The sequence below is a fragment of the Candidatus Methanoperedens nitratireducens genome (assembly GCF_000685155.1).
Lineage (GTDB): Archaea > Halobacteriota > Methanosarcinia > Methanosarcinales > Methanoperedenaceae > Methanoperedens > Methanoperedens nitratireducens.
The window spans coordinates 105,575-126,107 of the sequence record NZ_JMIY01000003.1 but is presented as its reverse complement, the minus strand read 5'-3'; the positions used below and the strand labels follow the sequence as shown (position 1 = coordinate 126,107).

Annotated in this window: 24 protein-coding genes; 20 read left to right on the top strand and 4 right to left on the bottom strand. The window is 41.4% G+C overall.

Annotated features, from left to right (window positions below; translation table 11 throughout):
• Nucleotides 1–14 precede the first annotated feature (14 nt).
• The 3 genes from ANME2D_RS07220 (at nucleotide 15) to ANME2D_RS07210 (ending at nucleotide 4,321) form a co-directional block, all read left to right on the top strand.
• Entirely contained in the window at nucleotides 15–1,865 is a 1,851-nt protein-coding gene (locus tag ANME2D_RS07220; protein ID WP_048090116.1) for a DNA topoisomerase VI subunit B, read from the top strand.
• A complete protein-coding gene (locus tag ANME2D_RS07215; protein ID WP_048090115.1) occupies nucleotides 1,862–2,965 on the top strand; it encodes a DNA topoisomerase IV subunit A in 1,104 nt (367 codons plus the stop codon). The genes ANME2D_RS07220 and ANME2D_RS07215 overlap by 4 nt, the downstream gene beginning before the upstream one ends.
• Before the next feature lie 171 nt (nucleotides 2,966–3,136).
• Nucleotides 3,137–4,321 carry a hypothetical protein gene (locus tag ANME2D_RS07210; RefSeq protein WP_048090114.1) on the top strand — a complete coding sequence of 395 codons (1,185 nt, stop codon included), beginning with the start codon at nucleotides 3,137–3,139 and terminating at the stop codon, nucleotides 4,319–4,321.
• A 700-nt stretch (nucleotides 4,322–5,021) separates the two neighbouring features.
• Here ANME2D_RS07210 and ANME2D_RS07205 read toward each other — a convergent pair.
• On the bottom strand, nucleotides 5,022–5,276 hold the full coding sequence (locus tag ANME2D_RS07205; RefSeq protein WP_048090113.1) for a type II toxin-antitoxin system RelE family toxin: 255 nt from the start codon (nucleotides 5,274–5,276) through the stop codon (nucleotides 5,022–5,024).
• Nucleotides 5,277–5,285: 9 nt separating this feature from the next.
• Nucleotides 5,286–5,711, bottom strand: coding sequence for a hypothetical protein (locus tag ANME2D_RS07200; RefSeq protein ID WP_048090112.1), 426 nt, complete (start codon nucleotides 5,709–5,711; stop codon nucleotides 5,286–5,288).
• A 34-nt stretch (nucleotides 5,712–5,745) separates the two neighbouring features.
• On the opposite strand from ANME2D_RS07200, the gene ANME2D_RS07195 reads away from it, so the two are divergent.
• Complete coding sequence (locus tag ANME2D_RS07195; protein WP_048090111.1) at nucleotides 5,746–5,964, top strand: RNA chaperone Hfq; 219 nt, start codon at nucleotides 5,746–5,748, stop codon at nucleotides 5,962–5,964.
• Nucleotides 5,965–6,012: 48 nt separating this feature from the next.
• On the opposite strand, the gene ANME2D_RS07190 is transcribed toward ANME2D_RS07195, so the two are convergent.
• Nucleotides 6,013–6,501 carry a hypothetical protein gene (locus ANME2D_RS07190; RefSeq protein ID WP_048090110.1) on the bottom strand — a complete coding sequence of 163 codons (489 nt, stop codon included), beginning with the start codon at nucleotides 6,499–6,501 and terminating at the stop codon, nucleotides 6,013–6,015.
• A gap of 818 nt (nucleotides 6,502–7,319) precedes the next feature.
• Between ANME2D_RS07190 and xerA the strand changes: the two genes are divergently transcribed.
• Complete coding sequence (xerA, locus tag ANME2D_RS07185; RefSeq protein ID WP_048090109.1) at nucleotides 7,320–8,150, top strand: site-specific tyrosine recombinase/integron integrase; 831 nt, start codon at nucleotides 7,320–7,322, stop codon at nucleotides 8,148–8,150.
• A gap of 192 nt (nucleotides 8,151–8,342) precedes the next feature.
• The gene (polX, locus tag ANME2D_RS07180; protein ID WP_048090108.1) at nucleotides 8,343–10,052 is read left to right on the top strand and encodes a DNA polymerase/3'-5' exonuclease PolX; all 1,710 of its coding nucleotides are present in this window, start codon (nucleotides 8,343–8,345) and stop codon (nucleotides 10,050–10,052) included.
• Here polX and ANME2D_RS16820 read toward each other — a convergent pair.
• On the bottom strand, nucleotides 10,049–10,522 hold the full coding sequence (locus ANME2D_RS16820) for a YkgJ family cysteine cluster protein (RefSeq protein ID WP_052368640.1): 474 nt from the start codon (nucleotides 10,520–10,522) through the stop codon (nucleotides 10,049–10,051). The two genes, polX and ANME2D_RS16820, sit on opposite strands and share 4 nt — an antisense overlap.
• Nucleotides 10,523–10,671: 149 nt before the next feature.
• On the opposite strand from ANME2D_RS16820, the gene ANME2D_RS17330 reads away from it, so the two are divergent.
• The 14 genes from ANME2D_RS17330 to ANME2D_RS07120 all read left to right on the top strand — a co-directional run.
• Complete coding sequence (locus tag ANME2D_RS17330; protein WP_081810183.1) at nucleotides 10,672–12,351, top strand: PAS domain S-box protein; 1,680 nt, start codon at nucleotides 10,672–10,674, stop codon at nucleotides 12,349–12,351.
• Nucleotides 12,352–12,632: 281 nt separating this feature from the next.
• Nucleotides 12,633–13,034 (top strand): hypothetical protein, encoded by a 402-nt coding sequence (locus ANME2D_RS07165; RefSeq protein WP_048090107.1) that lies wholly within the window; start codon nucleotides 12,633–12,635, stop codon nucleotides 13,032–13,034.
• Between the two features lie 55 nt (nucleotides 13,035–13,089).
• Nucleotides 13,090–14,280: a cofactor-independent phosphoglycerate mutase gene (locus tag ANME2D_RS07160; protein WP_048090106.1), complete on the top strand. Its 1,191-nt coding sequence runs from the start codon at nucleotides 13,090–13,092 to the stop codon at nucleotides 14,278–14,280.
• A 93-nt stretch (nucleotides 14,281–14,373) separates the two neighbouring features.
• Nucleotides 14,374–15,657: a UDP-glucose dehydrogenase family protein gene (locus ANME2D_RS07155; RefSeq protein ID WP_048090105.1), complete on the top strand. Its 1,284-nt coding sequence runs from the start codon at nucleotides 14,374–14,376 to the stop codon at nucleotides 15,655–15,657.
• Entirely contained in the window at nucleotides 15,648–17,045 is a 1,398-nt protein-coding gene (locus ANME2D_RS07150; RefSeq protein WP_241763327.1) for a mannose-1-phosphate guanylyltransferase/mannose-6-phosphate isomerase, read from the top strand. The genes ANME2D_RS07155 and ANME2D_RS07150 overlap by 10 nt, the downstream gene beginning before the upstream one ends.
• 5 nt (nucleotides 17,046–17,050) lie before the next feature.
• Nucleotides 17,051–18,055 (top strand): sugar phosphate nucleotidyltransferase, encoded by a 1,005-nt coding sequence (locus ANME2D_RS07145; protein ID WP_048090104.1) that lies wholly within the window; start codon nucleotides 17,051–17,053, stop codon nucleotides 18,053–18,055.
• Nucleotides 18,056–18,062: 7 nt separating this feature from the next.
• Nucleotides 18,063–18,995, top strand: coding sequence for a UDP-glucuronic acid decarboxylase family protein (locus ANME2D_RS07140; RefSeq protein ID WP_048090103.1), 933 nt, complete (start codon nucleotides 18,063–18,065; stop codon nucleotides 18,993–18,995).
• An 82-nt stretch (nucleotides 18,996–19,077) separates the two neighbouring features.
• Nucleotides 19,078–19,269 carry an acylphosphatase gene (locus ANME2D_RS07135; RefSeq protein ID WP_048090102.1) on the top strand — a complete coding sequence of 64 codons (192 nt, stop codon included), beginning with the start codon at nucleotides 19,078–19,080 and terminating at the stop codon, nucleotides 19,267–19,269.
• A gap of 49 nt (nucleotides 19,270–19,318) precedes the next feature.
• Entirely contained in the window at nucleotides 19,319–19,462 is a 144-nt protein-coding gene (locus ANME2D_RS17925) for a hypothetical protein (protein ID WP_157834004.1), read from the top strand.
• A gap of 52 nt (nucleotides 19,463–19,514) precedes the next feature.
• Complete coding sequence (locus ANME2D_RS07130) at nucleotides 19,515–19,745, top strand: antitoxin family protein (protein ID WP_206741769.1); 231 nt, start codon at nucleotides 19,515–19,517, stop codon at nucleotides 19,743–19,745.
• Between the two features lie 5 nt (nucleotides 19,746–19,750).
• The gene (locus ANME2D_RS17920; protein ID WP_157834003.1) at nucleotides 19,751–19,900 is read left to right on the top strand and encodes a hypothetical protein; all 150 of its coding nucleotides are present in this window, start codon (nucleotides 19,751–19,753) and stop codon (nucleotides 19,898–19,900) included.
• Between the two features lie 2 nt (nucleotides 19,901–19,902).
• Nucleotides 19,903–20,028, top strand: a complete 126-nt coding sequence (locus ANME2D_RS18820; protein WP_277812912.1) for a hypothetical protein — start codon at nucleotides 19,903–19,905, stop codon at nucleotides 20,026–20,028.
• A gap of 16 nt (nucleotides 20,029–20,044) precedes the next feature.
• On the top strand, nucleotides 20,045–20,239 hold the full coding sequence (locus tag ANME2D_RS07125) for a hypothetical protein (RefSeq protein WP_048090100.1): 195 nt from the start codon (nucleotides 20,045–20,047) through the stop codon (nucleotides 20,237–20,239).
• A partial coding sequence (locus ANME2D_RS07120; protein ID WP_048090099.1) for a type II toxin-antitoxin system RelE family toxin occupies nucleotides 20,229–20,533 on the top strand: 305 nt, incomplete at its 3' end. The genes ANME2D_RS07125 and ANME2D_RS07120, both read left to right, overlap by 11 nt.

Genomic DNA, 20,533 nt, shown 5'->3' with positions numbered 1-20,533 from the left:
GGATACCGGATCCAATGGCAATCGCCGAAGAGCTTGCGAAAAAGCAAAAAGCAATCAGTATCGCTGAATTTTTTGAGAAGAACAGGCAAATACTGGGTTTTGATTCAATCCCCCGCAGCCTCTTAACTTCTGTAAAAGAGGCAGTAGATAATTCTCTGGATGCATGTGAGGAAGCAGGTATATTGCCTGATCTATTTATTAAGATCGAAACAAGATCTAAAAATAACCTCACTCTTATTGCAGAGGACAACGGGCCGGGTATCGTAAAAGAGCAAATCCCGAAGGTCTTTGCAAAACTTCTGTATGGCTCACGCTTTCATTCAATGAAGCAAAGCAGGGGCCAGCAGGGTATCGGGATCTCAGCAGCCGTCCTGTATTCACAGCTCACATCAGGCTCCCCGGCGAAGATCATATCTAAAATAGATAAGAACGCTCCTGCACATTATTTTGAGCTGCTTATTAATACCCAGAACAACGAACCTGAGATCCTTGTGGACAGGGTGATCGACTGGGACAGACTGCGGGGAACGCGTATCGAACTTGAGATGGAAGCATCGTATATCAAGGGCAGGAGACAGTCGGTGTACGAATACATGAAGGATACTGCAATCGTAAATCCACATGCGCGTATAACCCTGGTTGAACCTGATAATAACCAGGTCATATTCGAAAGGGCGACAGATAAACTGCCTGTACAGCCATCTGAGATACTGCCTCATCCTGCAGGCATTGAGCTCGGTACCCTGATGAAGATGCTGAGGTATTCTGAGGAGAATAAACTTGCCTCTTTTTTACGCCACTCATTCTCACGGATAGGTCCTCAGATTGCCGGGGAAATATGCAAAAGAGCAGGTGCTGATCCTGAGAAAGACCCGAAGGCGCTGACGCTGGATGAAGCAAGGAGGCTGCACGAGGCATTTGGAAAGGTAAAGATATCGTCCCCGCCTACGGATTGCCTCTCCCCTATAACCGAGGAGCTTATCCGCAAAGGGCTTGAGAAAGAGCATACCATTGATTTTATTGAGACCACCACTCGCCCGCCATCGGTACATAACGGGCATCCTTTCCAGGTGGAAGCTGGTATAGCCTACGGGGGGAATCTCCCGAAGGAAGATAAGGTGGAGATACTGCGGTTTGCGAACAGGGTACCACTTCTCTACCAGCAGGGCGCATGTGCTATAACACATGCTATCGAGAATATTAAATGGAGAAATTATTCGCTCGATCAGCCAGGCGGAGGAGTCCCCACAGGTCCTGCTATCATTCTGGTTCATGTGGCATCAACGCATATCCCCTTCACATCCGAATCAAAAGAGGCAATAGCAGATGTTCCTGAAATAGTTGAAGAGATAGGGCTTGCGCTAAAAGATGTGGGACGCAGGCTCAACCTCTATCTATCCAGGAAGAATAACCTTTTGCGAAGAAGGGAGAAGGAAGAGATAATACAGAAGATACTCCCGCGTATTGCAAAGAAAGTGGGTGAGATACTTGAGAGACCGACGCCTGATATCACCCCTATTGTTGCCAGGATCATGGGCAATGTCTTTGTCCACAGGGTGGTAAAGCAGAACGGAGAAGGATGCGATGTGGAGATACAGCTCAAAAACCACGGTGATTCAGTGCATCATTTCTCTCTTCATGAGACAATACCCTATGATATTAAATCGCCAAGTCCTGAACCCAGAAAGATCCCGCTCGGGAAGCAGAGCGATTACCTCTGGAGGATCTCCCTGAAGCCTGGTGAGCAGAAGGCAATTATCTACAGGCTGGATATCGAACCTGAGGAAGCCTCAAAACTTCCGCAACTGGTGGTGGAAGGCATTGATGAAGAGCTTATTACAGGGGCAAAGGTTGTGAATGTATGATTGAGGGGAGCAATAAAGAGATTCATGATTCACAGGCAAAGACAACTCTTAAGAAACTCATACAGGATTTTTATGAGCAGTTCGAGAGCGAGACCATCCCGCATATCGTGCTGCCTTCACGCACCAAGAAAAACATCGAGCTCAAGGAAGATAGCGATGTATGGGTATATGGCGACAGCGAGAGCCTTCGAAGTGCAAAAACTGTAAAAGGCGCAACCCAGCTCCTTAAGACAGCATATGTTGTTGAGCTTTTGATCAAAGGCCATCTTGACCAGGACAAGAGCTCGACCTTAAGAGAACTGTATTACATCAGCGAGAACTGGGATATAGCCAGGTTCCATGAGCAGTCCGAGAGCGACAGGCTAGTTGAAGACCTTGAGATCATTACAGGACTGCAGCGCGAGGATTTCCATGTGCGCCCTGAGGAGAACGGCGCCACGCTTTTCGGGCCTATCAGGATCAAGGAGACCACCAAGCGCGGAGAGCGCACGATGCACTGCCAGGAGGATGTTGGCGAGGCAGGATACCAGATACCCTATAACGTGGAGACGGTAAAGTTCCTGGAGCACGATGCGAAGTTCATTATAGCAGTAGAGACAGGCGGTATGTATGATCGGTTAATCGAGAACGGGTTTGATGAGGATTTTGGTGCCATCCTGGTGCACCTGAAAGGCCAGCCCGCACGCAGCACGCGCCGCATCATCAAGCGCATGAACGATGAACTCAAGCTCCCTGTGGTGGTGTTCACGGACGGCGACCCCTGGAGCTTCCGTATATTCGCAAGCGTGGCCTACGGCGCGATCAAGAGCGCGCATCTCTCGGAGTTCATGGCCACACCTGCTGCAAAGTTCATTGGTGTTCAGTCATCGGATATCATTGAGTACCAGCTCTCTACTGATAAGCTCAATGATCAGGATATCAAGGCGCTGCATAGCGAACTTACTGATCCCAGGTTTGATACAGAGTACTGGAAGGACCAGATAAACCTGATGCTGAAGATGGGGAAGAAGTCAGAGCAGCAGGCGTTTGCGGGGAAGGGGCTGGATTTTGTGACGGATACGTATTTGCCGCAGAGGCTGGGGGAGATGGGGGTGGGTTAACATATTTAGCCAAAATGATATGTTATCCACATTTTGCATACCCCTTTAGCGCAAATTGATTTTTTTTCCAAAAATTGAAAACCAATCGATATGTGTAGGTATGTAGTGTGGAGAATGAATGTTATTATTAACCAAAATATTTTAATATTAATGTTCATAATGTAAGCTTAGATGATCGATAACGAACTCGATAAAGACACCCTATCCAAAATTGGTCAATACATAACCAACCAAGAGTTTGATAAAATTTCAATAGATGATTATAAAAAAATTGGAAATAAAATTGGTGGTAAAAAGAAAATTTCTGCTGGTATTATGGCAAATCTGAGACCAGCTTTAGTTATAATCACTATAATCGAATTTCTCATTTTTACATTACTGGTAGGTGATTCACCTCTTGAAAAATCAATTTCTTTTGGGTTCCTAACTTTATTTAATAGTTTCGGTTTAGGATTTGTTCTTTTTATAAATTCTGAGTTTACCAGTTATAGAAAAGAGCATATAATTTTTTCTCTTTTTTCTCCCACTTTCGTTATGATTTCTAGTATGATCTTTCAGAAAGGTTTGTTTAGTTTAAATGTGAATGCAATAACGTCCTTATTCGTATTGGTATTTTTTTATCTCTTTTATAACTTACTGGTTTTCGTTGTTTTTAATAGTGTAGCGGATAAAATGATTGGGTATCTTTTTTCTAGATTTAATACCATCAAGTTTAGTGAAGAAAATACTATTACATTTAAGTTGGATGCTGATATAAAAAATAATGTAATGTATGAATATATATTACATATGTTAAATCAATTTTTCAACTTAAATTTTTATGATAGAGAAAAATCTGAGAAGCATAAATCAATAATTTTTTCATCCTATGATTTTGAGCCTATCGAACCACCAATGTACAATAAACTCGTAAGATATTATCTTTTCACACATATCAATGTTGAAAACGCTACGCTAACTTTTGGATTTTTTCAGAAATATTTTGATCGATTGCTTATTAATGATGAAACAATTAAAAAAAATATATTACTTAGGTATTGCCTTTCCAATGTTTGTAAAAACATAAAAGAAGTTAAATTAGATAATTTTGAAGAAATGAATACGGTTTTTCGATCGTTTGATAATGAACTATTTGGTAAAAGGCGTGGAAGTAGGATTGAAAAAGTTGAGTGGTTAACTAACAAATATGTATTAGGTACAATTTTTTTTACATTGATGCTTTTAGCTATGTATTATTTTAGTTTGTTTTCAAGTATATATAAATGGATAACGTCGTACCAAGCGCTTGCAAGTGGAATTATAGGTGCAATAGTTGTTATCTTAGTACAGTTTGTTTTAAGGCAAAGGCCACGTTAATATTATAATCATTATATAATATTAAAAATACAAATAGTGGTTATCTCCTACTCACCATATGAACTTTCTAATATAAATTAAAATTAAGCTTAATACAATAATAAGAATGAATAAAACTATAGTGGAGTGTTCTATCCTGACCTCCCATTCTTATAGGCACATGTATCCCATTAGATTTAGAATTGTTCTGTAGGAAGTCTTTCCGTAATCATAGATTGATTGTTGAATTAGTGTCGGTGCAACTTGATTCTGTTGGTTAATTCACAGTTCTTACTTTTCGTAACCAATAGTTATATTGTCCTAATATGTTAAATTTCTATGTGCCTAAATAGGCACAGCTAATCCCTAACCTAAGTGGATCTACTATATGAGAATTAGGCAATATAAACGTTACTACCGATAGTGAAAAGAAGAAACTAAGTCCAAAAGGAATTTTTGTAAAGTGAATTTAAGTGCCTAAAACTATGGGAGCTTAGGTTCTATTAAATACAATTTCAACCAACTCCACCAATCCATAGTTTCCGATTTATCAATCTCCGATAAACTAAACCTCGGCTGCCTCCCTCCGCCAACCCCATGCCCCTTCCCCGCGCTCCCGCCGCCTGCCCATCACCCGATGCCCGGCGCTGGTCGAGCAGATCAAGTAAATGAGATTTGTGTCATCCCTAAGATACCTTCCCCAAATCAGCCGAAATTCCGATTAAATCTCCCTGTAACCATGCTTTCGGTTCAATATATCGACAATTTCAATCTCCTGGATATGCTTGTGAAAAACATAAATCACTCTAAATTTTCCAATATGAATCGACCAGTAAGGATTTCCTACTAATTTTTTATCTATCGGTGCCCTTGTTTTGAGTTCAAGTATCTTGTTCCAGACCTGTCTTTTGGTTTTAACATCCTTTATTTCAGAGAAAGATTTGTCGAACTGTTCTTTTATTATAAGTTCGTACATTTATGTCTATTATTTAAGCTCTGGATGCCTGTTTAAAAACTCTTGTTCGGTTATACTGGGACCCATCCGTGCTTTTTTTAGTCTTTCAAGCTCCTCGGTTGTCAGGCTCTCCGAATCTATGATACTATCCAGAAGGCTTGCTTTTTGTAATAATTCATTATATTCACTTTGAGGTATGCAGACGGTTGAATTCATAATATTGTTTATACTAACTCTATCAAATATAAAATTATATCTTTTACTGGGCTGCTTCTCGTGAAAAATACCAACAAGAAATTCTACAGTCTCATCAATTCCGAGAGATGGAGAGATCTTAAAATCCCGGCTGCCTTCGTACTCTAATCCTGCGCCCCTCTCGCTCTCAGCGCGCTCCTGCCGCCTGCCCCTTACCCGATGCCCGGCGCGGGTCGAAGAGAATAGATAAATTAATTTCATTGGCTTTCCTTATTAATTAAAAAAGGAGGTGCTTATGAAATCATATAAACCGGAACAAAATCCCGAATTTAAAGGTACAAAGGATATGCTGAGTGCTTTTTTGGGTAAGGAGGTAAATCTTTCACTCAGGAACGGGACTAAGCTTACAGGCAGGTTGGAATCAGTATCAACATACGAATTGGTGATCACTGTATCCCATAAACCTGTAGTAGTGTTAAAGCATGCAATTGACTACGTTGAATTATCCGAGTAGAAGGACGCACCATATGCCAGATCTGCTTCTTTTATAAGCCAGACTAAGCTATCTCGTGATCTTCTTCTCTATTTTTTCGGCAAGTCCAATAATATGATGTACATTGTCGGGTCTATCTTTTTTGTATTTGGCGCTAATTGTAGCAAAAACAGTGCATTTTAGAAATAGCAGATTATAGGTAATCCCATCACTCTGTTTTTTCTTAAATAGAATAGATGACTCGCCTAAATTTTTTGCTTCTATTGGTCTTCCGTAACCGTTCTTTTTTAGATAGTCAATATCTGCATGGTATGCACGATATGCACCTTCTCTGTTCTCGTATGTTGTAATTGCCTGTATTATTACATCTCTTTTATCCTGCAAAAAACAGCTAAAACATCCTTCAGAGAAGCCCCATCTCTTCAGATCAGCCGTTGTCGCATAATTAAAACACAGCTCAGGTTCTGTTGATAATGTACACATATTATCATAAACCACCTCTATGCCATCACCAGCCTCGGCCTGCGTGAGTGCAATATCAATCGAACGTGCTGTCATTTTTGAGTAATAAAAGCAGAGGTTGGATATGAAAATATCGGTAATAAAGGGACGATTACAGTTTTTCAGCAGCGGATGACTGCATCTGAGGGGATTTTTTAGAGTACTGAGAGCAATGCCAATTTGCGTTACGGGATTATAGCAAATTTATAGCAACCAATCCCGTGACGGAATTTTAAATAATTAAATCCGTAACGGAATTAACTGAACTTATTTATAAATTTTACTAAATTAATTTCCAGCGCTTTCTGCAAACCCGGCGCGCTGCGATATTACTTTATGTGTCAGCGAAGTGCAGGAGGAATTAACAACGGACTAACAGCGAATATAACAACCATCTGCGGTCGTATATTATGGAATTCAGGAATCATGCTATAGTACTAAATCATACCAGTTCAGTGCTGATTATGAATAAAGCAGGATTATTTTTATTTGAAACTCTTATTTTAATTTATGAGACGACTTCAATACCTTCCCCTGGTCTTCTATCCTGCAAGCAACATTACAACGTGTTAAAACAAGCGAAAAAACTGCGTATAATATTTGTTATACGCAGTTTTGTATCACATTATATCATAATCTATATACTATTCAATCTCTATTTTAACAAACATGAACAATAAAAAATACATAAGAAAGAATTACATAACGTGCAGTCGATGTGGAAGAAGAAGGCTTAATCATGCCTAATACAATACAGTGGACATAATAAACACAAGTTTAATATATTAACTAAAATATTTATTATTTCTTTGCAGGTTATAATTATAAGTAGTTTTATATGCTTTTAATAAAAATAGTGAATACAAGTTGATTTTATGATAATTAATGAGCATCTCAAAAAACTTTCCACCGAGATAAAATTAAGAGGCTTCTCACCCCATACTGCAAAAATGTATTTGTTTTACAATCAGAAATTGCTCGATTATACAAAAAAGAAACCAGAAGATATTACTGAAGATGATATAAAGGATTTTCTAGCTTATAAATTCTCAGATAAATCACTCTCAAATGCTTCAATAGCACTTATAAAAGCTGCTCTGAAGTTCTTTTATACTGAGATACTTGGAAAAAATATATCACAAATAAAAACCCCAAGAAAATCAAAAAAGCTTCCTATCATCCTTACTCGTAACGAGATAAAGAGCCTATTAGATAAAACAGAAAACATCAAACATAAGCTCATTATTGAACTTCTTTATTCTACGGGCTTGCGGCTTTCTGAATGCATTAATCTAAAATACTCAGATCTTGACCTAAACGAAGGCATAGGCTGGGTGCGGATGGGGAAGGGTTCTAAGGACAGGATTTTTATTATTTCGGAGATGTTTAAAAAGGATCTACTGGAATACAAAGAAAAGAACAACTGCAATGGAAAAGAAAATATATTCTCAGTGAATGGCAGGAGAATGTCCACACGCGGCATCCAGCACGCTATAAAAATCTCAGCAGAGCGCGCAGGCATAGAGAAAGACGTGCATGTGCATACACTGAGGCATTCTTTCGCCACGCATCTGCTTGAAAATGGCGTGGATATAAGAAAAATACAGAAGCTTCTTGGGCATTCTAATCTGCAGACCACCCAGATATATACACAGGTCTCCTCTGAGGAGATAAAGAAGATAAAGAGCCCGCTGGATACGCTGTAAATTAAATCATTATGCTAGAGAATACATATTTTAGGGCCGGGTATAGTATTTCCGTTACGGTATCTGAATACTAACTTACCGTAACGGTATTATTGGGCTAAATTACCGTTACGGTATCGTGCAGATAATTACCGTGACGGATATCCATATAAGCTGCAAAGTCTTTTAATTCCCTGCCCCAATTATAAATTGATGAGAAATTCTGAGATAGCTGCACTTTTGTACAGCATCAGTGAGCTTCTTGAACTTAAAGGGGAGAATCCATTTAAAGTAAGGGCATATGTAAAGGCTGCAAGGGCCATTGAAGGCATGACCGAGGATATCGAAGAGATGGCAGCCCAGAAAAGACTGAGGGAGATCCCTGGAGTAGGAGCATCCATTGCAGAAAAGATCGAGGAGTACCTGATCACTGGCAAAATCGAGCTTTATGGGGACTTATTGAAGCAGGTACCAGCGCAACTTCATGATCTGATGAGAATCCCTGGCATAGGGCCTAAAACTGCACAGGTACTTTATAAAAAACTCGGGGTAAAAAGCATAGATGAACTTGAAAAGGCTGCAAGGCAGCACAGGGTGAGAAGACTTGAAGGATTCGGAGCAAAAAAGGAAGAGAATATAATAAGGGCGATTGAGAGATACAGGCAGAGGAGTACCAGGATTCCTTTAGGTACAGCACTTCCCCTTGCCAGGGGGATAATAGAGACATTGAAAAAATACGGGGTTACAGACAGGATAGAACCTGCAGGAAGCCTGCGCAGGAAAAAGGAGACCGTGGGTGATATCGATCTGCAGGCAACTTCAAAGGACCCTCTGACTGCTATAGAGGCCTTTGTGCACTTACCTGTAGTGAAAACTATACTCGGAAAGGGCTCAACAAAGGCCACTATTGTTACAAGAGATGCTATACAGATCGACCTGAGAATAGTGGAGGATAGATCCTTCGGGACATCCCTTCAGTACTTCACGGGCTCAAAAGAACATAATATAAAACTGCGAGATCTTGCAAGGCAGAAGGGACTTAAGCTCTCAGAGTATAATCTGGAAGATGTCCTGACGGGTAAGAAGATATACTGTAGCAGTGATGATGAGGTCTATATCAAGCTTGGACTTCCTCCGATTCCTGCTGAGATAAGAGAGGATACAGGCGAGATAGAGGCTGCACTTCAGGGAAAGCTTCCAGAGCTGGTTGAACTCGGGGAAATAAAAGGTGATTTTCACACCCACACAAACTGGAGCGAAGGCACAAATACGCTTGAGGATATGGCCCTGGCTGCAAAATATATGGGGTATGAGTATATTGCAATAACAGATCACTCCAAATCCCTGGGTGTTGCCCATGGCCTGAACGAGGAGAGATTGCGCAAGCAAATGGAGGAGATAGAAAGATTAAATGGTAAGCTTGAGGACTTTCATATCTTTTCTGGCACTGAAGTGGATATAAAAGCTGATGCAAGCATTGATTTTCCAGACAGTATTCTCAGGCAGTGTGATGTTGTTGTAGCAGCGCTGCATGTTGGACAGAGGCAGACACGAAGAGAGATCACGGGAAGACTGATAGCTGCCATGGAGAACGAGCATGTTGATATAATAGCACATCCCACAGGAAGAATAATCGGGGAGCGAGAGGGCTATGACGTGGACATGGATGCACTGCTAACCACAGCAGCTAATACAGATACAGTTCTTGAGATCAACGCTTATCCAAGCAGGCTGGATCTGAGCGATGTTAACGCAAGGAAGGCAAAAAGTAGAGGAGTAAGGTTAACGATAGACACAGATTCCCACAGCACAGAGCAGCTTGGATTTATGGAGTTCGGGATTAATGTGGCAAGGCGCGCCTGGATTGAGAAAGAGGATCTGGTGAATACAAGGGCTGTAAAGGATGTGAGGTTTAAGGATTAACCTGAGAACTCCTCAAGCAGGCCCTTTGTGCCTTTTTTCTTGATATCTCTGATAAGTTTTTGATTTTCATGAAGGAATGAGATTGCATCGGTTTCAATCCTTCTATTATCGATTTTTTTCCCTCGGCCTTCACCGGGGCAGTTCACTACAGGTTTTAGCCTCAGTATGGGCTCATCTGAATATGAGACATCTGCAATCTTAAAAGGCAATAGACGGCAGACAAGAGGCTCGTTTTCACGTATCGTACATTCAAGCTCATTACCCAGGAAAAAACATCTACCTTCTCTTCCTTTTATCCTGAATGCCTTATTTATTTCATCCAATTCTAAGAAATCATCCAGTGAATATCCAAGCGCTGTTATCCTTTTTATATCAGCGATTGTAAGCGGTATACCAGGAGTGCAGCATTTTGCTTTGCACTCTTTATATTCACACGTCCACCTATCGATATCTTCCAGGATATGAATCATACACAGTAATTGGTTTTAATATAATTTAAGCATTCCTTTCAGGCTGCTTACATAAAGAGAGATTGTAAAATGAATGGTTTTATATTAGGATAGCGAGTTTTCGCTTTGAAAAATGTCTATTATTCAGTATTTTAAGGTAGGGGTTTAAGATGCATAAGAGTGAAAGATCAAAACTCAGGGCATTATCGGATATCGCATCGATAGATATTACTCTTGAATTTGATAAAATACTACAAAATATCCTGGAGATCACATGTGAAACAATGAATGCAAATTATGGAACCATTATGCTGGCTGATGAGAGCAGTAATGACCTCAGGATAGTAGCATCATACAGACTGGGACAGGACTATGCTGAAAGAGTACATGAAGCAGCAAAAAAAGCGGGCGTACCACTAACATCAAGTCCCTCAGGCACAGTCTTAAAGACAGGTAAATATTACATTGTACAGGATGTTTATAAAGAGCCCAAAGGTAAGATCTGGTTGCATCTATCAAAGGAACTTGGATTCTCATCCATTATATTCACCCCCATGAAAAGAGGACTTAAGGTCATTGGACTGTTAAATATTTATTGGACGGACACACATGAATTCCCAGACGAAGAAATTGATTTTGTAACTATTGCCGCATCCCAGGCAACCTCAGTGGTTCAGAACGCCAGGATATGCTGCAGACTAAAGAATAATATTCAGGAACTTAAAGAATATAAAGAACATCTTGAGGAGAAAATACATGAGGCACATACGGAATTATTTGATTCTGAGAGGTATCTCAGGGCGGTAATCGATTCATCCCTCGATGGTATAGCTGTTGTGAATGACCAGGGCATATTTGAGTTTGGGAACGATTCCTTTTTTAATATTATCGGCTGGACAAGAGATGAACTAATTGGCCAGTATTTCATGAAAGTAATCCCTGAAGATACGAAGGAATTAATACTGGGACACTGGCAAAGTATTCAAAATCTAAATGATCCTGGAGGACTTCATGAGGTTAAAATAAAGACTGGATCTGGTGAAATAAGATGTCTACATGTATCTACCTCACTGACAGAGATCAGAGGAAAGAAGAAAGTTATAGCCAGTATTCTGGATATATCGGAAAAAAAGAAACTTGAGATAAGTCTAAAAGAATCCGAGGCAAGATACAGAGAACTTTTTGAGAACGCCATTGATGCTATATTTACCCAGGATCTTGAAGGGCGCATACTGACAATGAACAATGCCGGCCTTAAGATAATTGGCTGTACAATGGATGAAGTAACAGGATCTCATTTCTCCAAATGGATCGCTCCAGATAGCCATAAAAAATGTCAGGAAATTCTAACAAGATCATTATCAGGTGAGGTCATAACAAAACCAACAATGATTGAAATGATCTGTATAAATGGAGAGCGCAAATGGGTTGAGTATACCATACGGCTTATCAAAGAAGGCGACAGGATAACAGGAATCCACGGCACAGGGAGGGATGTAACTGAGAATAAGAGATTGAAACAGGAATTAAAGGAATCCAATAAACAACTGAAGCTCCTGTGGTATCTGATCGTAGGAACGCGCGGAGGAAATACCCGTGCATTGATCCTGAAACATCTTATCGACAAACCTCATAATGCAAATCAATTAGCAGATGCCCTGAATATGGATTATAAGACCGTCAGACATCATCTGGATGTTTTAGTAAAAAATGGAATAATCACAAAAGAGAAGAGCAATGGATACACCACAGTATATTTTCCTTCAAAGACTATAGAAGCGAACTTAAATGAGTTCAATCAAGAATTAAACAGCAAGGAGATAATATCCAAAAAGCTTTTATATCATTAATCTCAAATAGATTTAGCCCTTGCAGGAAAAAACCTCCACCGTCCCCAGCAGAAGAGAAGAAACCACCACCATCCCTAATCCACCTAGGACCCTCTCTTTTCTTTTTTTCTGCAAGGGTTACATTATTTTAACTATTTAAATTGTTTTTCCCAAACAATACCCAAATACTTACAAAACCTTCCCAGAGCGTAAAGTATGGAAATTATCATTATTAATCAGATATTTTATGTAAAAAGAATTATATAAGAGTAAAACAATATTCGTATTGTCGAGGGTACATTATGTCGATTCTTGATGTAACAGAAGACCAAATATTCCAGACGTTAGGGAGAGGAAGAGATCCGAATTTTAAGCCGATAGAAAAGGCGAGACCAGTAATATCCAAACCAAAAAAAACATGCTCTGCCAACCATGTTGCTAAGCCAGGCCAGCAGCAGGCAAAGCCGCAGACCGCGCAGGCAGTGAAGGTTGTCCTTAAACCTGACATGATCGAGCCTGAGAGATCTATTCCTTTGCCTGAGGTTGATGAACCTGTGGATAATGAGCCTGTGAAGAAGCTCGTAGAGGAGCTATGTGAGTTGAATAACCGTGTAGATGGGATCCAGGCGACGGTAAAGTGGTATATAATGCCGCAGTTTGCAGTTATCCTGATCTTATTACTGGCATTATTTATCAGGTCATAATTATCTACTCTATTTGACCGATATTTTATTGTATTAGTATTTCTTTAGTGTGTGTATGAAATCGATTGTACTTGTTGGAGATGGGATGGCAGATTATTCCGTTCCTGAACTTGGGGACCTGACACCTCTTCAGGTCGCAGATACCCCTAATATGGATTTTATTGCAGAGCACGGCAGATGCGGCCTTGCTAAAACGGTGCCTGATTTCATGCCTCCTGGAAGTGATGTAGCAAATCTCTCTATTCTGGGTTACGACCCTGCGCAGTATTATTCAGGACGTGGTCCCCTTGAGGCAGCAAGCATTGGTGTTGCTCTTGATAAGGATGATATTGCTTTCAGGTGCAACCTTATCACACAGAGGGATGGATTGATCGTGGATTACAGCGCAGGACATATCTCAAGCGAGGAATCCCGCAGTTTGATCGATGCCGTGGATAGTAAACTTGGAGCTAACTGTAAATTCCATGCCGGTGTGAGTTACAGGCATCTACTGGTAATGAAGCAGGGAGAAAGAGCTGTATGTACACCACCACACGATGTGGTCGGGCAGCCTGTGAATGATGTCATGCCGCATGGTGATGGCTCGAATACCCTTATAGATCTCATAATTGCCTCAAAGGCTGTTCTTGAGAACCATGGTATAAATAAGAGACGGAGACAGGATGGAAAGAACACGGCAAACCTTATATGGCCCTGGGGACAGGGAAAAGCGCCTTCAATGCCATCTTTTAAAGAATTATACTCTGTTTCAGGCTCGGTTATATCGGCAGTGGATCTACTGAAAGGTATTGGAAAGTACGCAGGCCTGGATATAATAGATGTTCCCGGTGCAACCGGGTATCTGGATACCAATTTCTCAGGAAAGGCAGCATATGCGCTTGATTCCCTTAAGATGCGGGATTTTGTCCTTGTCCATGTAGAGGCACCTGATGAGGCGGCTCACATGGGAAGTATAGAGGCCAAGATCAAGGCGATAGAGGATTTTGATAAGAAAGTGGTAGGAAGGATGCTGGATGAGCTCGGAGAGTATGGGGATTACAGGGTACTGGTTCTGCCAGATCACTACACGCCTATCTCCGTGAGAACGCATACAGCAGAGCCTGTTCCTTTTGCTATCTATTCTTCTGCTAAAAAAGCGGATGGTGTGGACAGGTTTGATGAGTTTGCGGCAAAAGAAGGCATCTTCGGGTTTGTGGAAGGATACAACCTGATGCGGTTATTAATGGATGATAAAAGAGAACTATAAGAACCATTAATTTTAAGGACTATACAAATTAATCAATCAAACAAAAAAATTTATATCCTCAGCGAGGTTAAAAGCTTGAGAGGAGAAAAACTTATGAAAATCTCCATAATAGGGACAGGGTATGTAGGTGCTGTTAGCGCTGCATGTTTTGCAGAGCTTGGCCATGAAGTGATATGTGTCGATGTTGACCAATCAAAAATCGACAGAATAAATGCTGGAATACCGCCAATCTATGAGGAGGGGCTTTCTGAACTTCTGGAAAAGTATGCAGGCAGAAGATTGAATGCGACCTCTGATTATGATTTTGCAGTAATGAACTCGGATATATCCTTTATTTGCGTAGGGACTCCTTCGGATTCTCATGGCAACATTGATCTGGGTATTGTCAAAGCTGCAGGTGCAAGCCTCGGGGACTCGCTTAAAAAGAAAGAAGGCTACCATGTTATCGTAGTAAAAAGTACGGTTGTGCCCGGTACAACGGAAAAGGTAGTACTGCCCATAATAGAGAAACACTCTGACAAACTCGCTGAGGATTTCGGGATAGCCATGAACCCTGAGTTCCTGCGCGAAGGCAAGGCGGTTTATGATTTCATGCATCCTGATAAAATCGTAGTTGGCTCTATTGATAAAAAATCAGGCGATATTGTTGCCTCTCTTTACAGTGGTCTTGAATGCGAGGTAACGAGGACAAACCCGCGCACTGCTGAGATGATAAAATATGCAAATAATGCATGTCTTGCAACAAAGATATCATTTGCAAATGAGATAGGGAACATCTGCAAAGGACTTGGAATAGATACATACGAGGTCATGAGAGCCGTAGGCCGTGATTTCAGGATAGGGCCTTACTTTCTAAATTCTGGAGCAGGCTTTGGAGGCTCATGTTTTCCAAAGGATGTGAGGGCTCTTATCGGCAAGGCTTCAGAAATCGGGTATGAGCCTGTTCTGCTCAGATCGGTAATTGAATTAAATGAGACACAGCCGACCAGGATGGTACAGTTACTAAAAAATAGACTCGGCAGCCTGAGAGAAAAAAAGATCGCGGTTCTTGGGCTTGCTTTCAAGAACGATACCGATGATATCAGGGAATCAAGATCAACACCTGTGATCAAAGAGCTGCTCGATAATGGAGCCAGAGTTTCGGCTTATGATCCAATGGCAAATGAGAATATGAAGATGCTCTTTAGCGATATCGAATACCACAGCTCAGCAGCAGACGCACTGCGCGGTGCAGATGCCTGCATGATAATGACCGAATGGGATGAGTTCAAATCGCTTGGTAAAGAATTTGATGTTATGAAGCGCAGGCTTATAATAGATGGACGACATATGCTCACCCCGGGAAAGGATGTTGAATATATAGGCCTGTGCTGGTAGAAAATCGAGGAGATGGAAACATAAAATCAATAATACTTGCAGGTGGCTCAGGCACACGTCTCTGGCCGCTGAGCCGTGAGCATTATCCAAAACAGTTTTTGAAGCTTGGTAAAACCTCACTATTCCAGAATACATTTAAAAGATGTCTTGAGATATCGGACATCCGGGATGTATTCGTGGTGACAAATGGATCTCAAAAATTCTTCGTATCAGGACAGATAAAGGAACTGGGATACGATATTCCCAGGGAGAACCTGCTGATCGAACCAAAAGGGAATAACACACTGCCAGCAATCTGTTTTGGGATGCAAGAGATCGAAAAAAGATATGGTAAGTCCACCGTAGGTGTATTCTCATCCGACCATATACTTGATAGAAGCGCCATGGAAACAATCGCAGGTGCAGAGGCGCTGGTCTGCGATAATCTTGTAACCTTTGGAATAGTACCCAGATCCCCGCATACAGGTTATGGATATATAAAGCCCGCACAAGCACTTGGACCCGGATACAGGGTATCTGAGTTCATAGAAAAGCCTGCACTTGATAATGCTAAGAAATACGTGAAGGAGGGATGCCTCTGGAACAGCGGTATGTTCATGTTCGATACAGATATATTCTTTGCAGAACTTCAGGCTCATGAGCCTTCTGTCTTTGGGGCATTTCAAGCATCGGATGATATTGATGAGGTTTATAATAATGTGCCTGCAGTTTCCATAGATTATGGAATCATGGAGAAATCAAATCGTGTGGCTGTCGTAAGGCTTGATGAGAAATGGAGCGACCTTGGCAACTTCGATGCGATGTACGATGAGTTTGAAAAAGACGGGTATGGAAATGTTGTGTATGGTTGTGATAACGTTCTTATTGGTTCTGCCGGTAATCTGGTATACTCAAAACCCAACAAGCTTGTTTCATTTATTGATGTCAATGAGATGGTTGTAGTTGATACCCCGGATGCATTGCTCGTATGCCCGAGAAGCAGCAGTCAGAAAGTAAAGGATATCGTGGCAGCACTTAAAAACAAGGATGATGAGAGGGCGTATCTTCACACAACGGTCTACAGGCCATGGGGCTCATATACTATTCTTGAGAACTCACAGAGGCATAAGATAAAGAACATCACTGTTATGCCAGACAAGAGACTTAGCCTTCAACTTCACCACCATAGAAGTGAACACTGGGTTGTTGTAAAGGGTATGGCATGCGTGCATGTGGATGGTAAGGAGTTCTTTTTGAGACCGGGTGAAAGTACCTTTATAAGATCTGGTATAAAACACAGGCTATCCAATCCAGGGAAGCTACAACTGGAGATCATAGAGGTACAGCTTGGTGATAATGTAGATGAGGATGATATCATCAGGTTTGATGATGAGTACGGAAGGGTGTGAACAGCATGAAGATAGTTATTCCAGCAGCAGGTGCAGGTAAACGTCTTTTTCCTCATACCTTCACAAAGCCCAAGCCCATGGTATATATCGCAGGCAAGCCCATAATAGGTCATATACTGGATAGAATGAGAGATATAAAGCCTGAGGAGATAATACTGGTCGTTGGTTATAAGAAAGAACAGATCATGTCGTATGTGGATAAGAATTACTCTAATATTTTCAATATACGATATGTTGATCAGAGGGAGCAGCTCGGTCTTGGCCATTCTATTTATACTGCAAGGGATGAGATTGGTGACTCTGATATAATGATAGCGCTTGGAGATATGATATTCAAAGCAGGTTATCTTGAGTTCTACATGCATCACTTAAATAATGGTGATTGCTCAGGGTCAATCGGTGTGCGTGAAGTGGATGATCCGAAAAAATACGGTATTGTCGAACTTGATGGAAAATATATAAAAAACCTGGAAGAGAAGCCCGCTAATCCAAAATCCAATCTCGGGATAGCAGGCGTATATTTCATAAGGGAGATACCTTCTCTTCTGTCGATACTTGAGGAGATGCTTGGGAGCAACATGCGTACACGTGGAGAATACCAGCTCACAGACGCACTGCAGGAGATGGTGAACAGGGGCTACCATCTTAAACCGTTCCCTGTTTCAAGCTGGTATGACTGCGGGCATCATGAGTCGCTGCTTGAAACAAACCGTGTGCTTCTGGATGAGAAGGAGGATATAGACCCGGTATGCCAGATAAAGGACTCGGTGATCATTCAGCCTGTTACTATCGGGAATAACGTTACAATTATAAATTCAGTGGTCGGGCCGCATGCATCTATTGCAGGGGACTCGTATATTGAGAGCAGTATCATCTCTGATAGTGTGATAGGTTCACGCTCACACATATCAAAGGTTAACCTCCAGAGATCCATAGTAGGAGATGATGCCAGTGTGCACGGGAAACATAATTCCCTTAATATAGGGGACTCATCATCTATAGAGTTCTAAGACAAATATGAAGGCATTAGTAACAGGCGGCGCTGGATTTCTCGGTTCTCATCTATGCGACCTGCTATTGTCAAAAGATTACGAAGTGATCTGTGTGGACAACCTCATCACAGGAAATATGCAGAACATCGCCCACATAAAAGCAGATAGGTTCTCATATATTAATCATAATGTGACAAAACCGCTATATTTAGAAGAAGAGATAGATTTCCTCTTCCATCTTGCCAGCCCGGCAAGTCCAATAGATTACCTGGATCTGCCCATACAGACATTAAAAGTGGGGGCTCTTGGAACCCATAACATGCTCGGGCTTGCAAAGGAGAAAGGGGCGCGATTTTTGCTGGCATCAACCTCCGAAATCTACGGCGACCCGCTTGTAAATCCCCAGAGCGAGGAATACTGGGGCAATGTGAACTCAGTAGGCCCACGGGGTGTGTACGACGAGGCAAAGAGGTTTGCCGAAGCCATTACAATGGCATATCACAGGAACCATAAATTAGATACAAGGATAGTGAGGATTTTTAATACATACGGATCCAGGATGCGCCTGGATGATGGCAGGGTTGTGCCAAACTTCATAGGGCAGGCACTGCGGGGCGAGGATCTCACCGTGTACGGGGACGGCTCCCAGACACGAAGTTTCTGCTATGTGAGCGATGAAGTTGAGGGTATCTACCGCCTGATGATGTCGGATTATACTCTACCTGTGAATATCGGGAACCCTGAGGAGCACACCATACTTGAGTTTGCCAAGATCATACTTAAAGTTACGGGGAGTAACTCAAAAATCACTTTTAAAGAACTGCCTGTTGATGATCCGAAGCAGAGAAGGCCTGATATCACAAAAGCACGTAAGCTTCTTGGCTGGGAACCAGTGGTTTCGCTGGAGTATGGATTAGAAGAAACGATAAAATACTTCAGACGTATTTTACGTAAGTGAAATAACAGCATTAACGATTATATTGGTTCTCTCAAATTTAGTAGAAAAAGTTTTTTATCGGTTAAAGCAATAAACAAAAGCTATGCAGAAAAGGGCGGTCATAATAGCAAGAGGCGAAGTACAGAGGGTAGGCTACAGGGATGTTGTTGAGCGTGCAGCGCGAAGAATGAAGCTCACAGGTTTTGTTGAAAATGTCAGGCCGTATGATGTGAGGATCATATGTGAGGGAGATAAAACAAGCAGGTGCAGATATATGAGGATACTGGTTAAATAGCATTATTTTCCAGCGCTGGGCTTCGCCCAGACCCGGGGAAGCGCCGCTCTTGAGCGGTATTTGGCATATGTATGGTGCGCTGTTTGGGGGGACAGAGAACCATGGTTCATCAAAGCCTGAGATCCTGCTTGTGTATGAGATGCTGGCCGTGAGGGATGCGGGGCTTCAGAAGCTCAGATGTCTGGATGAGTGATTCTTAGACCAATAGATTAATGTGAAATCATTCATTATTAATGAATGATAGTATGACAAAAGCTATAGAAGTTGTATACGAAGATAACGTTTTAAAACCTCTTGAGCCCATAGAAGGTCTTAAGGAACATGAGAGGATGGTGGCGATACTTTCCCCGCGTCCTGTCAAAAAAGGCCTGCGTGAGATAGCTGGAACATTGACACACGACGAAGCAGAGGCGATGCAGAAACTTATTGACGAGGATATAGAAAGTTTATTTAAACATCAGACAAATTATGAATGATATAAATGTTACAAAGAGAATATATCGTGAAAAGAATAAATTCTTTGCCAGAAGATAGTCTCGAAGAGATTGTGGATTTCATTGAATTGAAGGAAGACCCATTATCCAAAACAATCGGGATTTGCGAAGGTCCATCTGGCGGAGAAGCACAATAAATATGTCTATGGATAAGTTTATTTTTGTGGATGCATGGGCTTGGCTTGCACTATCAAACAGAAAAGATATGCATCATGAACCTGCCAAGAGAGGGTATGGGGAAATAATAAGAATTTCAGCAATTTGAACAAGAAGGTGATTAGATGTCTATTTCATTAAAAGAGATGAATAGGATTGAACTGATTAATCTTGAAAGGCTTGCGCATATATTGAAGGGGCTAAGTGCAACAGAGCTTGAGACCTTGGAACTCCTCCTGGATGAAGAGGCTTGTGAGGATATAAAGAAGTCCCTGATGGAACTGGAGGAAAGGAAAGGTATACCCATTGATGAGTGGTGAACGATACCAGATTTTAATGGCTCCATCTGCGCATAGGAGATATAAAAAGTTCGATACGCATTTGCAACGTAAGGTTAAAGAGGAGGCAAAGAAACTATCAGAAGATCCTTATAGGTATGAGGAGCTAAAGGGGCCTTTGAAAGGTATCAGATCATACCACTTCAACTATGGAAATGCGGAATATCGGATTGCTTATCGAGTTATTGAGAATGAAAAACGAATAGAGATCGTCTTCATACGTCATCGGTTAAGCCCACCATTCCTCTCTGAATCGATACCTGTTCACATGCGGAT

Bases quoted from the DNA above. Each gene is read 5' to 3' on its own strand.
- ANME2D_RS07165 (WP_048090107.1), top strand. From the start codon at position 12,633: ATGTCGATTCTTGATGTAACAGAAGACCAAATATTCCAGACGTTAGGG.
- ANME2D_RS17330 (WP_081810183.1), top strand. From the start codon at position 10,672: ATGCATAAGAGTGAAAGATCAAAACTCAGGGCATTATCGGATATCGCA.
- ANME2D_RS18820 (WP_277812912.1), top strand. From the start codon at position 19,903: ATGTCTATGGATAAGTTTATTTTTGTGGATGCATGGGCTTGGCTTGCA.
- ANME2D_RS07200 (WP_048090112.1), bottom strand. From the start codon at position 5,711: ATGAAATTAATTTATCTATTCTCTTCGACCCGCGCCGGGCATCGGGTA.
- polX (WP_048090108.1), top strand. From the start codon at position 8,343: ATGAGAAATTCTGAGATAGCTGCACTTTTGTACAGCATCAGTGAGCTT.
- ANME2D_RS07210 (WP_048090114.1), top strand. From the start codon at position 3,137: ATGATCGATAACGAACTCGATAAAGACACCCTATCCAAAATTGGTCAA.
- ANME2D_RS07190 (WP_048090110.1), bottom strand. From the start codon at position 6,501: ATGACAGCACGTTCGATTGATATTGCACTCACGCAGGCCGAGGCTGGT.
- ANME2D_RS07130 (WP_206741769.1), top strand. From the start codon at position 19,515: ATGACAAAAGCTATAGAAGTTGTATACGAAGATAACGTTTTAAAACCT.
- ANME2D_RS07140 (WP_048090103.1), top strand. From the start codon at position 18,063: ATGAAGGCATTAGTAACAGGCGGCGCTGGATTTCTCGGTTCTCATCTA.
- ANME2D_RS07160 (WP_048090106.1), top strand. From the start codon at position 13,090: ATGAAATCGATTGTACTTGTTGGAGATGGGATGGCAGATTATTCCGTT.
- xerA (WP_048090109.1), top strand. From the start codon at position 7,320: ATGATAATTAATGAGCATCTCAAAAAACTTTCCACCGAGATAAAATTA.
- ANME2D_RS17920 (WP_157834003.1), top strand. From the start codon at position 19,751: ATGTTACAAAGAGAATATATCGTGAAAAGAATAAATTCTTTGCCAGAA.
- ANME2D_RS07205 (WP_048090113.1), bottom strand. From the start codon at position 5,276: ATGTACGAACTTATAATAAAAGAACAGTTCGACAAATCTTTCTCTGAA.
- ANME2D_RS07145 (WP_048090104.1), top strand. From the start codon at position 17,051: ATGAAGATAGTTATTCCAGCAGCAGGTGCAGGTAAACGTCTTTTTCCT.
- ANME2D_RS07125 (WP_048090100.1), top strand. From the start codon at position 20,045: ATGTCTATTTCATTAAAAGAGATGAATAGGATTGAACTGATTAATCTT.
- ANME2D_RS16820 (WP_052368640.1), bottom strand. From the start codon at position 10,522: ATGATTCATATCCTGGAAGATATCGATAGGTGGACGTGTGAATATAAA.
- ANME2D_RS07195 (WP_048090111.1), top strand. From the start codon at position 5,746: ATGAAATCATATAAACCGGAACAAAATCCCGAATTTAAAGGTACAAAG.
- ANME2D_RS07135 (WP_048090102.1), top strand. From the start codon at position 19,078: ATGCAGAAAAGGGCGGTCATAATAGCAAGAGGCGAAGTACAGAGGGTA.
- ANME2D_RS07215 (WP_048090115.1), top strand. From the start codon at position 1,862: ATGATTGAGGGGAGCAATAAAGAGATTCATGATTCACAGGCAAAGACA.
- ANME2D_RS07155 (WP_048090105.1), top strand. From the start codon at position 14,374: ATGAAAATCTCCATAATAGGGACAGGGTATGTAGGTGCTGTTAGCGCT.
- ANME2D_RS07220 (WP_048090116.1), top strand. From the start codon at position 15: ATGGCAATCGCCGAAGAGCTTGCGAAAAAGCAAAAAGCAATCAGTATC.